Annotated in this window: 11 protein-coding genes; 7 read left to right on the plus strand and 4 right to left on the minus strand. The window is 65.6% G+C overall.

What is annotated here, in order from left to right; translation table 11 throughout:
- Positions 1-82: 82 nt before the first annotated feature.
- The 4 genes from ACYX4S_RS14750 to ACYX4S_RS14765 all read left to right on the plus strand — a co-directional run bounded on the left by ACYX4S_RS14750 (position 83) and on the right by ACYX4S_RS14765 (position 4,311).
- A complete protein-coding gene (locus ACYX4S_RS14750) occupies positions 83-550 on the plus strand; it encodes an Lrp/AsnC ligand binding domain-containing protein (protein ID WP_293721538.1) in 468 nt (155 codons plus the stop codon).
- Positions 551-653: 103 nt separating this feature from the next.
- Positions 654-1,898 carry an ABC transporter substrate-binding protein gene (locus ACYX4S_RS14755; protein ID WP_476360739.1) on the plus strand — a complete coding sequence of 415 codons (1,245 nt, stop codon included), beginning with the start codon at positions 654-656 and terminating at the stop codon, positions 1,896-1,898.
- Positions 1,895-3,616 (plus strand): ABC transporter permease, encoded by a 1,722-nt coding sequence (locus ACYX4S_RS14760; protein WP_476360740.1) that lies wholly within the window; start codon positions 1,895-1,897, stop codon positions 3,614-3,616. The genes ACYX4S_RS14755 and ACYX4S_RS14760 overlap by 4 nt, the downstream gene beginning before the upstream one ends.
- The gene (locus tag ACYX4S_RS14765; RefSeq protein ID WP_476360741.1) at positions 3,616-4,311 is read left to right on the plus strand and encodes an ATP-binding cassette domain-containing protein; all 696 of its coding nucleotides are present in this window, start codon (positions 3,616-3,618) and stop codon (positions 4,309-4,311) included. The genes ACYX4S_RS14760 and ACYX4S_RS14765 overlap by 1 nt, the downstream gene beginning before the upstream one ends.
- A gap of 34 nt (positions 4,312-4,345) precedes the next feature.
- Here the strand turns inward: ACYX4S_RS14765 and bfr are convergent, their stop codons facing one another.
- Together bfr and ACYX4S_RS14775 are read right to left on the minus strand one after the other, a co-directional pair.
- The gene (gene bfr, locus ACYX4S_RS14770) at positions 4,346-4,831 is read right to left on the minus strand and encodes a bacterioferritin (RefSeq protein WP_293721532.1); all 486 of its coding nucleotides are present in this window, start codon (positions 4,829-4,831) and stop codon (positions 4,346-4,348) included.
- The gene (locus ACYX4S_RS14775) at positions 4,821-5,054 is read right to left on the minus strand and encodes a (2Fe-2S)-binding protein (protein ID WP_476360742.1); all 234 of its coding nucleotides are present in this window, start codon (positions 5,052-5,054) and stop codon (positions 4,821-4,823) included. Before ACYX4S_RS14775 ends, bfr begins: the two co-directional genes overlap by 11 nt.
- Positions 5,055-5,404: 350 nt before the next feature.
- Between ACYX4S_RS14775 and ACYX4S_RS14780 the strand changes: the two genes are divergently transcribed.
- Positions 5,405-7,120: a methyl-accepting chemotaxis protein gene (locus ACYX4S_RS14780; RefSeq protein WP_476360743.1), complete on the plus strand. Its 1,716-nt coding sequence runs from the start codon at positions 5,405-5,407 to the stop codon at positions 7,118-7,120.
- 195 nt (positions 7,121-7,315) lie between these two features.
- Positions 7,316-9,751 (plus strand): methyl-accepting chemotaxis protein, encoded by a 2,436-nt coding sequence (locus tag ACYX4S_RS14785; RefSeq protein ID WP_476360744.1) that lies wholly within the window; start codon positions 7,316-7,318, stop codon positions 9,749-9,751.
- A 102-nt stretch (positions 9,752-9,853) separates the two neighbouring features.
- On the opposite strand, the gene ACYX4S_RS14790 is transcribed toward ACYX4S_RS14785, so the two are convergent.
- Complete coding sequence (locus ACYX4S_RS14790) at positions 9,854-10,333, minus strand: Lrp/AsnC family transcriptional regulator (protein ID WP_293720204.1); 480 nt, start codon at positions 10,331-10,333, stop codon at positions 9,854-9,856.
- Positions 10,334-10,441: 108 nt separating this feature from the next.
- Between ACYX4S_RS14790 and ACYX4S_RS14795 the strand changes: the two genes are divergently transcribed.
- On the plus strand, positions 10,442-11,458 hold the full coding sequence (locus ACYX4S_RS14795) for a nucleoside recognition domain-containing protein (RefSeq protein ID WP_476360745.1): 1,017 nt from the start codon (positions 10,442-10,444) through the stop codon (positions 11,456-11,458).
- 73 nt (positions 11,459-11,531) lie between these two features.
- Here the strand turns inward: ACYX4S_RS14795 and ACYX4S_RS14800 are convergent, their stop codons facing one another.
- Complete coding sequence (locus ACYX4S_RS14800; RefSeq protein ID WP_476360746.1) at positions 11,532-12,686, minus strand: serine hydrolase domain-containing protein; 1,155 nt, start codon at positions 12,684-12,686, stop codon at positions 11,532-11,534.
- Positions 12,687-12,720: the final 34 nt, after the last annotated feature.

Raw genomic sequence — 12,720 nt, forward strand, 5'->3', positions numbered from 1 at the left:
AAGTGTATTCCCGTTTTGATCGTGCTTCCCGGCGAATTTTAATTCAAAATCCTCCAATTTCACGCTCAATGGAGAATATACCGTGACATCCACCGATCTCGACCGGACAGACCGGCGCATCCTCGATGTTCTGCAGGCCGACGGCCGCATCACCACAACGGACCTGGCCCAGCGCGTGAACCTCTCGCCCACAGCGACGGCGGAACGGATGAAGCGGCTCATGCGCGAGGGCTACATCCTGCGCTTTTCGGCGGAGCTCGATCCCGAGCGACTGGGACTGGGGCTTCTGGTCTTCGTTCAGGTCAAACTCGACCGCACCACGCCCGATGTCTTCGATGCCTTTGCCGAGGCCGTGAAGCGCGTGCCGCAGGTCCTTGAATGCCACATGGTCGCCGGGGGCTTCGACTACCTCGTCAAGGCGCGCGTGTCCGACATGACCGCCTACAGGCGCCTGCTGGCGGATGCGGTTCTCGACCTGCCCGGCGTTCGCGAGACCCACACCTACGCGGTGATGGAGGCGGTCAAGGACACGCATCTCCTGCCCGTGTGAGCGCCTTCATCTGCCCGTCGGCAACTCACGAAGCATAACACAGCCGTGTCTTGACCGGGTCTCCCGCCTCCGGCACGAAAAGTTCAAACGGGAAGGACGACACATGACCGAACTGCCTCGCCATCTGCCGCGCTGCCTGCTCGGGCCGGCATTTGCCGCAACGCTCGCGCTCGCATCGATGAACGTTCATGCGCAGACCGCGCCGTCTCCCTCCGACTGGGACGGCGTGCTCGAGGCCGCACGCGGTCAGACCGTGTACTTCCATGCCTGGGGCGGCGAACCGCGCATCAACGACTTCATCGTCTGGGCGGGCGAGAAGCTGGAGCAACGCCATGGCGTCACCGTCGAACAGGTGAAGGTCGATGACACCGCCAACGTCGTTTCGCGCATCGTGGCGGAAAAGGCTGCCGGCAAGGACACGAGCGGCGCCGTCGACCTTGTCTGGATCAACGGCGAGAACTTTGCCGCGCTGAAGGACGCCGGCCTTCTCATGTCGCCGGACTGGGCGACGCGGCTTCCGAACTGGAAGCTGGTGGACACGCGCAACAAGCCGGCGGTCCTGACCGACTTCACCGAGCCGACGGAGGGACTGGAAAGCCCCTGGGGCATGGCCAAGCTCGTCTTCATGCATGACACCGCACGCGTCGCGGAACCGCCCCGCTCACTTGCGGATCTGGCAAGCTACGTCTCGGACCATCCCGGAAGCTTTACCTATCCCCAACCACCCAACTTCCACGGGTCCACCTTTCTCAAGCAGGTGCTGGCGGACACCATCGACGACCCGGATAAACTGAAGCGCCCCGTCGATCCGGCAACCTTCGAGGACGATGTCGCACCGCTGTTCGCGTTTCTCGACAAGCTCCATCCGAACCTGTGGCGGCAGGGCCGCGCCTTTCCGCAAAACCAGCCGGCCATGCGCCAGCTTCTGGCCGACGGCGAGGTCGATATCGCGTTCACCTTCAACCCGTCAGGCGCCTCGGCGGCGATCGCCGCCGGCGAACTCCCCGACACGGTGCGCACCTTCGTCTTCGAGGGCGGCACCATCGGCAACGCCCACTTCGTGGCGATTCCCTACAACGCCAATGCCAAGGCGGGCGCACTCGTGCTCGCGAATTTCCTGATCTCTCCCGAGGCCCAGGCCCGCAAGCAGGACCCGCAGGTATGGGGCGACCCGACCGTGCTGGACGTGGCCAGCCTTTCCGAAGACGAGCGCGCCCGTTTCGAGACGCTTGACCTCGGGCCCGCCACGCTGTCACCGGAGGACCTCGGTCCGGTCATCGATGAGCCGCACGCGAGCTGGATGACCGGGATCGAACGCGCCTGGGTCGCCCGCTACGGCACCCGATGACACCGGCAGGGCAGCCGGCAAGGCAGCGCGCGGGGCCCCTGCTGCGGCTGGCTCCGGCGGCAACGATCGCGCTGATGCTCGGGCCCGTCGCGGCGGGACTTGCCGGGACAATGCTGCCCGCCTTCGGCTATCTGCCCGCTCTGGGCGGCACCCGGGTGTCCCTCGACCCGTTTCACAGTCTTGCCGGCGAACCCGGGCTTGTCCGTTCACTCATGCTCAGCCTGTACACGGGACTTTGCGCGACGCTTACCGCCTTTTTCCTCGTCGTGATCTTCACCGCGCGCTTCGAGGGGTCGCGGGCCTTCGCGGCCCTCAGGCGCGCGCTCTCGCCCGTCCTTGCGGTTCCCCACGCGGCGGCGGCCTTCGGCCTCGCCTTCCTCGTGGCCCCGTCCGGTTTTGCCATGCGGCTCGTCTCGCCCTGGGCGACGGGGTTTGAACGTCCGCCGGACGTTCTGGTGATCGGGGACCCGCTCGGCATCGCCATGACCGCCGGGCTCGCGATCAAGGAAATGCCGTTTCTCTTCCTCATGCTTCTGGCTGCACTTCCGCAGACGGACAGTGAGCGATCACGACAGATGGCGACAAGCCTTGGCTATCACCCTGTCGCGGCCTGGCTGAAGACGGTCCTGCCGCAGGCCTATCCCCAGATCCGTCTGCCGGTTTTCGCCGTCATCGCCTATTCGACGTCGGTGGTGGATGTGGCGCTGATCCTGGGGCCGACCACGCCGGCACCGCTGGCCGTTCGCCTGGTCGGCTGGATGAACGATCCCGACATCTCGATGCGCTTCGTCGCCTCCGCCGGAGCACTGCTCCAGCTTGCCGTTTCGGCCGGAGCGATCGGCCTGTGGATCCTCGGCGAGCGACTGGTTGCCCACTTCGGCCGCCGCATCTATGCCAGCGGCCGGCGCGGTTTCGCGGAAGGTCCCCTGGCGCTCGTGGCAAGCCTCGCCGTTCCCCTCGCCCTGCTCTCGCTCTACGCGGGTCTCGGCCTGCTTGCCCTATGGTCGCTCGCCGGTCCCTGGCGCTTTCCCGAGGCAATGCCTGCGTATCTGACGTTTTCCACCTGGAGCCGGCATCTGGGCGAGGCCACGGATGCGGTGGCAACAACGCTTGCCATAGCTCTGCCGGCAACGTTCGTGGCACTGGGGCTCGCCCTGGCCTGTCTTGAAAGAGAGAACCGGACGGGGGAAAGCCGGCCGCATCGCGGCCTGCCGCTGCTCTACGTTCCCCTGCTTGTGCCGCAGGTTGCCTTCCTCTTCGGGCTGCAGGTGCTGCTGCTCGTCGCCGGACTGCACGACACGCTGGCGGCGGTGGCGCTCGCCCATCTGGTCTTTCTGCTTCCCTATGTCTTTCTCGCGCTCAGCGATCCCTGGCGGGCCCTCGACCCGCGCTATGCACAGGTGGCCGCCGGGCTTGGCGCGTCGCAGAACCGCATCTTCTGGCGCGTGCGCCTGCCGCTTCTCGCCCGCGCCGTGGCGGCCGCCGCCGCCCTGTCGGTCGCCGTCTCCTGCGCGCAATATCTGCCGACACTCCTGGTGGGCGGGGGGCGCATTTCCACCGTGACCACCGAGGCCGTCGCCCTTGCGGCGGGCGGGAACCGCCGACTTGTCGGGATCTACGCCCTGTTGCAGACGCTCCTGCCACTCGCGGCCTTCGCCTTGGCCGCTGCGGTGCCTCACATTCTCTTTCGCAAGCGTAGCGGCATGAGGGCCGGCTGATGAGCGAGCCTTTCTCGAAGACCGGGAGCGCCGACCGCCCAGGCAATGGGCTTACCTTCGAGAAGGTTCGCATCTCGCTTGGAGGGCAGCCGCTTGTCGAGCTCGACCGGCATGTGGAACCTGGCCAGGTGCTGACGGTGATGGGGCCGTCGGGCATCGGAAAATCGACGCTGCTGGCCTATGCGGCCGGCTTTCTCGCTCCCGCGTTTTCCCCCCGTGGGCGGGTTCTGGTCGACGGCACGCCGGTCACGGACCTTCCCGCGCACGCAAGGCACATGGGCCTGCTGTTTCAGGATCCCTTGCTGTTCCCGCATATGTCGGTGGGAGAAAACATCGCCTTCGCCCTGCCGGAGGACATGCGCGGACGAGCCACAAGGGATGCCGCCGTTCGGGACGCACTGGCGAGCGTGGATCTGTCCGGCTTCGGGGATCGCGATCCCGGGACCCTTTCGGGCGGGCAGAAGGCGCGGGTGGCACTGGTTCGCGTGCTTGCCAGCCGCCCGCAGGCTCTTCTGCTCGACGAACCCTTCTCGCGGCTCGATGCCGCCTTGCGCGAGCAGGTCCGCACCCTGGTCTTTTCCATGGCGCGGGCTCGCGGCCTGCCGGCCCTTCTCGTGACGCACGACCGGGACGACGCGCGAGCAGCCGGCGGGAAGGTCATCGAGTTGGGAACTTCCCGGTTGGACGAGGCATGACCGGGCGGCGGCGAACCGCCCGGCCGGGAGTGCGTCACTCGGCGGCGGAAGCATCCGCCGACTGCAGAAGCGCGTAGCGCTCGATCCCGATGTTCTCGATGAGCTGGAGCTGGGTCTCCAGATAGTCGATATGGTGCTCCTCGTCGGCGAGAAGCTCCTCGAACAGCTTCATGGACACGTAGTCGCTGGCCGCATGGGTTATCTCGCGCGCTTCCCGGTAAAGGGCGCGCGCGGAATATTCGCCGGCCAGATCCGCCTCGACGACATCCTTCAGCGACGCCCCGATCCGCAGCGGATCGAGCGTCTGCATGTTCGGAAAGCCCTCGAGGAAGAGAATCCGCTCGATCAGCTTGTCGGCATGAACGCGCTCTTCCTCGGCCTCGGCCTGCTCTTTCGCGGCAAGCTTGGCATAGCCCCAGTCTTCCAGAAGCCGCCCGTGAAGCCAGTACTGGTTGACGGCCGTCAGTTCGTGACGAAGCGCCTTGTTGAGATATTCGATGACCTTGTCATCACCCTTCATTGTCCGGCTTTCCCTTGTCCTGCGGCGCCGCGTCGTCCTCCGGCGCCTCCTCGTGAATCATCGGAATGATTGTCTTGAAGCATCCCCCGCAACGGGGCCGCTTGCCAAGAGCGCGAAACACCGCACCGGGGGTGACAACAGACCGCTCCGGCCCGGACTGCAGCTCGCGGGCAGCGCGGCGCAATTCCTTGTCGGTCAGTACGTTGCAGGAGCAGACGATCACGAGGAGATCCGTTTGTCGCGGGGTGCGGGCGAAGGGCACCGCCTGTCCGCATTACATATGAGACGGATGCGCAGTATTCAACCTGATCCAACGAGTCAAGTTTTCGCGCCTTTCTCCTTGACGATCAGCCTCCCCGCCTTTGCGTCGCCTCCACGCTACCTTCCGCATTGCTGTCCGGCCGGATCTTCATTCCCCAGAGACAGAACCGGATATTCCGCAGCGCAACACGGTAGAGCAGACACATTCGTGCATCTTCCGCATCCCGCATAACAACTAATTTACCTCCTCAAAGGAAAATTCCCCAACGATATGCCAGAAAAACACTGGCACATTCTTCCGGGGAAATGATCATGCGCCTCTTTTCAAGACTGAACCTCGTTTCGATCGTCTCGATTGCATCCGCTGCCGTCATCGTTCTCGCGCTGGCGACGGTGGGCAGTGTTGTCTATTTCGTTCTCAACGACCGTATCCAGGCGGATGCACAGGCCCGTCAGAACACGAGCCTTCGCGTCGCCGCGACAATCGTCGAACGCGACATGCCGGGGACGAAGATTTCCTGGAACGCCGACGGGAATGTCTCGCGCGTCCAGATGGACACCATCCCCGACGAGATCACCGATCACGGCATGATCGACGAGATCGGCAGGATGACCGGCGAAACCGTGACGGTCTTCAAGTGGGATGACGAGACCCGCGACTTCTGGCGCAAGACGACCAACATCATCAAGCCGGACGGCAAGCGCGCGGTCGGCACGAAGCTCGGCCAGAACGGCGCCGTCTATCCGGTGGTGATGAAGGGGGAGACCTTCCGCGGCGAGGCGGTGATCCTGGGAACTCCCTACTATACGATCTACGCCCCGATCTACGGCCCCGACGAAAGCATCAGCGGCATTCTTTACGCCGGCGTGCGCAAGTCCGCGATCACCGCGATCATGGGCAACATGACCAACACGCTTCTGATCGCCTTCGTGCCGATCCTGATCGTTTCGGTGGCCGCCATGGCACTTCTTTCGCGCCGGCTCCTGCAGCCGCTTCCCCACCTTGCGGGCGTCGCGCATGACATCGCCGAGAACAATCTCGAGGTGGAAGTCCCCTTCCGCGAGCGCAAAGACGAGATCGGCCAGCTCGCCGAGTCCTTCGAGGTCCTTCGCAAGAACGCCGAGGAACGCAACCGGCTCGCGGCCGAACGGGACGCCTCCGGCGACGAGGCCCGTGATCGCCAGGCACGGGTGGAGGCGCTGATTTCGGAGTTCCGCGAGGCGACCTCGCATCTGACGGGAACCGTCAGCCAGACGGCGGCGAGCCTGGACGCCACGGCGCGCGAGCTGACCGGCATGGCCGGTGAAAGCGCCGAGAGCGCCGCCGAGACCACCGAGGCCAGCGCACGGGCCACCGACAGCGTGCAGACCGTCGCCTCGGCGGCGGAGGAACTGTCCGCCTCCATCGGCGAGATCTCCCGCCAGATCGGCCAGACGACCCAGGTCGTCAGCCAGGCCACCCAGGGCACCCAGACCACCAACGAGAAGGTCGCGGGCCTGGCCCAGGCCGCCAACAAGATCGGCGAGGTCGTGACCCTCATCCAGGCGATCGCCGAGCAGACCAACCTTCTGGCCCTCAATGCCACCATCGAGGCGGCGCGCGCGGGCGAGGCCGGCAAGGGCTTCGCCGTCGTGGCGGCGGAGGTGAAGGAACTCGCCACGCAGACCTCCAAGGCGACCGAGGAGATCTCCGCCCAGATCGCGGCGATCCAGGGCTCGACCGGTGAGGCGGTGACGGCGATCGGCGAGATCGCCCAGATCATGCAGGAGGTGAACGGCTACACCACCTCCATCGCTTCTGCGGTGGAGCAGCAGGGCGCCGCGACGAGCGACATCTCGCGCTCGGTGCAGCAGGCGGCCGAGGGCACCGGTTCCGTGACGCGGACCATGGAGCGTCTCGCCTCGACGGTGGAGAACACCTCCTCCGCCGCCTCGAGCGTGCTCGGCGCTTCCGAGGCCATGGCCCGCGACACCCACGCGCTGAGCCAGGAGATCGAGCACTTCCTCACCCGCGTCGCCGCGGCCTGACCGGGCGCCGCCGCCCGTCCGGGACGGATCGTTCTTTGAAAACAGCATACAACGGGCGCGGCCGGGGCCGCGCCCGTTCGCTTTTGAATGACGCTAGGTAAGGAATATCCCCGAGAAGCGCGGAATTCCGCGCTTTACCTAAGATTCATCGACTGCGCGTACCGTCACTTCACCTTGCTCATGTGGAGTACCGAGATGCCGCGTTCCTTCGGGTTCCTCGACAACATCGGCTTCGCGACGAAAATCGTCGCGGGCTTTGCGATCATTCTCCTTCTGGCTGTCGTGACCGGCGGCGTCGGCACCATGACCATCACGAGCCTGTCCGGGCAGATGGAGAGTTCCCGTCATGCCACGAGCGTTCTGGCACGTTTGCAGGACGTCTCCGCCGCCCAGGACCTGTTCCTGCGTGATCATGATCCGGAACAGGGAGAGGAAACGCTCTCCGCCATCGCGAAGCTGGAAGCGGACCTGCGCGACATGGCAAGGTCCGTCGAGGGCGACGCCAAGGCCACGGCTGACGTGAACCAGGCCCTTGCCGGCGTGGGACGTCTTGGAACGACCTTCGAGCAGGCCCGCACGCAAATCTCGGCACAGGGCGAGATGACCGCGAATCTCGTCACGATCATCGCACGGCTCGGGGAGCTGTCGGAGCAGATCGACAAGCAGATGGAGCTGGTCCGACGGGATGCGAAGCGCGAGACCCTGACCGCCGGCGCCACCCGGCGCAAGGCCGACGAGATCATCCGGTTCGTCGTCGACCTGCAGGAAGAGGCCATGCGCACGCAGTTGCTTTTCCTGCGCTCCACGAGTTCCACCGAGCCTGGCGTGTTCGAGGCCGCGCTTGAAGAGGCAAGCACGCTCGCCTCCGACGCGGAAGCGCTTACCCGGGCCCGCGTCGAGGGCATCGACAAGGACAGCGCAAACCTGCTCGCGGAGCGTGCCGCCGCTCTCGAGGAGGACTTCAAGCAGCTCGCCGTCACGGAATCCTTCGGCGAGAAGGTGCAGCTTCGCCAGAAGATCAACGACGGGCTGACCGATATCGCCTCCCTCTCCCGCAAGGTGAAGGAATCCGCCTACTACGCCATCACCAAGGTCCAGCAGAACGTCCAGGCCAGCGAGCTCGCGCTCATCAAGGTCGACCTCGTGACCTCCAACGCCGCGCAGCTTTCCAAGCAGGCCGTGCGCGTGAAAGCCACCACGCTCGAGTTGATCTCCGGTGCGGCGGACATCGACGCCGAGGCGGTTCACCGCGAAATCGCCGAACTCGCCCGCGTTGCCGGCAATCTCGTGAAGTCCGTTTCCCAGTTCCCGAAGGTCACGGCCCTGGTCACCGAGGTCAACGCCGACATCGAGACCTACGGCAAGGCCTTCGACGCGCTCATGGAAAGCCGTGACGCCGTGTCGACCGAAATTCGCAGCTTCGGCACGGTCGCAATCGACATCCGTCACCAGATCGTCGACCTCGCCAATGCCCGCGCGAATGCGGCCGCGCAGAGCGGTGCGGCCGGCTTCTGGGTGATCGCCGCGACAATCGCCGCCGTTCTGGCGATCGGTGCGGCCATCGCGACGGTGCTGTCCTTCGCCATCTCGCGCCCCATCCGCCGGCTCACCGGCATCATGGGCCGGCTGGCCGAGGGCGACACCGAGGTGGATCTTGCCGACAGCCGGCGCGGCGACGAGATCGGCGCCATGAGCCGCACGGTCGAAGTGTTCCGCGACAACGCCAGGGAACGCGCACGCATCGAGCGCGAGCAGGCGGAAGAGCAGAAGGCGGCGATCGCGCGCCAGCATCGGATCGAGGCGCTGATCGACGGGTTCCGCTCCCAGGTGCAGGCCGTTCTTGCCTCCGTCGGCGAGACCGCCTCGGGCATGGAGGAAACCGCGCGCGACCTCACCCGCATCGCCGGCGAAAGCGCCGAGCGCGCGGAGAGCACGACACGGGCAAGCGGCGATGCCACGAACAACGTGGAGAGCGTGGCGACGGCGGCAGAGGAACTGGCCGCGTCCATCTCCGAGATCGGCCGCCAGGTCGGCCAGACCACGGAGATCGTCAATCAGGCCAGTGCCGGCACCCAGCGTACCAACGAACAGGTGGCCGGCCTCGCCCAGGCCGCCAGCAAGATCGGCGAGGTCGTGACCCTCATCCAGGCGATTGCCGAGCAGACCAACCTGCTGGCCCTCAACGCCACCATCGAGGCGGCACGCGCCGGAGACGCCGGCAAGGGCTTTGCCGTCGTCGCGGCCGAGGTGAAGGAACTCGCCACCCAGACCTCCAAGGCGACCGAGGAGATCGGCGCGCAGATCGCTTCGATCCAGGCCTCGACAAAGGATGCTGTCGAGGCGATCGCCGCGATCACCACGACGATGCAGGAAGTCGACAGCTACACCGCCGCCATTGCCGCGGCCGTGCAGGAACAGGGCGCAGCCACGCAGGAGATTTCGCGCAACGTCCAGAGCGCGGCTGCCGGCACGACGGAGGTCACCGGCAACATGGGGCAGCTTTCCGACGCGGTGGCACGGACCAGTGCCTCCGCCGAGACCGTCTTCTCAGCCGCCGGCGAGGTCGGCGGCAAGACGCAGGAACTACGCCAGGAAATCGACCGCTTCCTGAAGGAGGTGAGCGCGGCCTGAACCGCGCGCCTTCCAAGGACCTCTTCAAACTGCCTACGGCCCGGGCCATCCGCCCGGGCCGTTTCATGTACGCCGGAATTTTCGGGAAAACCCTGCAAGGCCTCAGCCGGCCGGGCGCGATGTCGCCGGCACGACCGGCTCCTGCTTGAGGGTTCCCATGATGAAATGGGTGGTGAAGGCCGCGACATTGGGATCGCTGTCGAAGAGACGCTCGGCGAGGGCATTGAAGGCGGCCATGTCGGCGACATCGACCTGCAGCACCGCGCTCACGTTGCCCGACACGCTGTAGGCCAGCGAGACGGCCTCCTCCTCGCCCAGCCTGCGGTTGAACTCGGCACGATACTCCGGTGCATGGCGCACGAAGGAAACGGTCACGATCGCCGAAAGGCCATTGCCGATCGCACGCCCGTCAACGAGGGCAACGACCTGGCGCACCAGACCCGCCTGTTTCAGCCGCCTGACCCGGCGCAGGCAGGCGGACGCGGACAGGCCGACGCGCTCCGCCAGCCGCGCATTGCCAATATCAGCGTCACGGCGCAACTCGGCCAGCAGCCGTCGGTCGATCCGGTCTGTCTCGATCATGTGCCGGAAAATTGCCTTTCAGGTCAGACAACGCAAGATCCGCGCGTGTCCCCCGTGCAAAACGACCGCACCGCGCTTGTCGATCAGCATAGCCTGACCGGGACTCCCGTGCTACGCGATCGCGTGCTCACCACCACCTTCAAGTGTCTCTTTCCCCTCACTGTCCACGATCCGGGTCTTCGCGTCATGCCTGCCTACGTGCGTTCCCTCGCCCTGCGCTGTCTCTCAACCTTCTTCGTGCTCCTGAAGATCATGCTGCCGGTCATGCTTCTGGTCAGACTTGGGGACCTGTACGGGCTCACGAGTGCCCTTGGTCGCGGCCTTGCCCCGGTAATGGGCCTCGTCGATCTTCCCGCGGAAGCGGGCCTGATCTGGGCGATCACCATCCTCACCAGCCTCTACGGAGGTGTTGGCGCCTTCGTCTCGCTGCAGTCGGAAATGCAACTTACCGTCGCGCAGGTGAGCGTCTTGTCCACGCTGATGCTCTTCGCCCACTCCCTGCCCGTCGAGCAGGCCATCGTGCGACGGGCGGGCGCGAGCCTGCTTGCAACGACCGCCCTGCGCCTCGGCATCGGCTTCGCCTATGCGGCCTTCATCGCCTGGATTTGCCAGGCGACGGGCGTCCTGTCGCAAGTCGTCGAGCCGGAGTGGTTGCCCACGGGTCTTTCCACGCCCGACTGGGGTACCTGGCTCATCGCGACCGCGCAGTCGCTTGCAAGCATGCTCCTCATCATCGTCGCGCTGTTCATTCTGCTCGACCTGCTGAAGGCCGTCCGGGTGATCGACTGGCTGACCCGGGCGCTCAATCCCGGTCTGCGCCTGCTTGGCCTCAATCCGGACCTGGCACCGCTGACGACCATCGGCCTGCTGCTCGGACTGTCCTATGGCGGCGGACTGATCATCCAGGAAACGACCGTCAAGCACTACGACAAGCGCGACCTGTTTCTCGCGCTGACCTGCCTGTGCCTGTGTCACTCGATCATCGAGGACACCGCGCTGATGCTCGCCATTGGAGCCGACGTCTGGATCATTCTCGCGGGCCGCATGGCGGTGACGGTGCTTGTCATCGCCATTCTGGCGCGGCTTCTGCTGCGCCGCGCTCCACGCGAGGTGCCGGAAACCTGAAGCGCCGAGTCTTTGGTTTGGACGGCCTGCCCACTCGGGGCTTCGACCTGTCGGCATCCTCGGGCGCCACTGCTCACCGGGCGTAGATCGCCCGTTCATAGGCCTCGTAGACCTGCATGAAACGCGGCTCCACGAAGGGCAGAGACTGTGTCATGAGCACCGCCGCGACATTCCTGGCCGGGTCGAACCAATAGTGGGAATTCAGGACACCGGCCCAGGTTTGCGTACCGGCCGAGCGCATGCCTGGAACGTCCTCCTCCACGCGCAGGAAACCGAAACTGTGGGTCTTGCGCACACCCGGAAAGGGATCGCAATCAGCGCTTACCGCCGGCATCGCCGTTGCCATGGGCGCGAACTGCAAGCCGCCCATGTGGTCGGCCAGCATCCAGTCCACGCTGTCCTCCCGCAGCAAGCGTTTGCCATCAAGACTGCCACGTCCCAGGAACAGACGGAGGAAGCGCAGGTAGTCCGGAGCGGTGGAATAGAGCGCATGTCCCATGCCATAGACTTCCGGGTGCGGCGGCGGGATCAGGTTCGCCGGCGCGAACCCTCCATCCTCGCTTCTGGCGGAGACGGAGGAAAGCCGGTTCAGCCGCCCTTCATCCAGTTCGAACACCGTGTCGTTCATCGCCAACGGCTCGAAGATTTCCTGCCGGCAGAAGTCGTCGATCCGGCGACCGTCCACCGCTTCGACGGCCATGCCAAGCCAGTCAATGCCGATACCGTAGTCCCAGCCTGACCCCGGATCGCGCACCATCGGATAGTTCAGGGCGTCTCTCGTGCCGGCCAGCGCTGACGGGTGGCCGGTGGCCTTCATGTAGCGCTGAACGTCTTCGTTCCAGAATTCATACGCCAAACCGCAGGTGTGCGTCGCCAGGTGACGAAGCGTCGCCCGGGTGCGCGGCGGTCGCATTACCGGCTCCTCACCCTCGAACCGGTCGATCACCTGCAGGCGGGCGAAAGCCGGCAGGATCTCCTCGACCGGGGTGTCGGCATCGAGCTTGCCCCGTTCAATCAGCAACATCGCCGCCAGCGAGCCGATTGCCTTGGTCATGGAGAAGATGCGAAAGACCGTCTCCTCGCTAGCCGCACGGCCAGGCGCCGCCTCGCCAAAGCTACCGGAGTAGGTGGTGCCGGCGGCATCGCCGGCCATCGCCACGACAAACGGAACGTCCTGCCGCTCCACCGCGGCCGCGAGAACCTCGTCCACCGATCTGGTATCGCCCATTTTCCTGTCCCGGTGCTTGTTGGCCTCGCGCGCC

It is taken from the genome of Stappia sp. ABD4_338 (assembly GCF_056312175.1).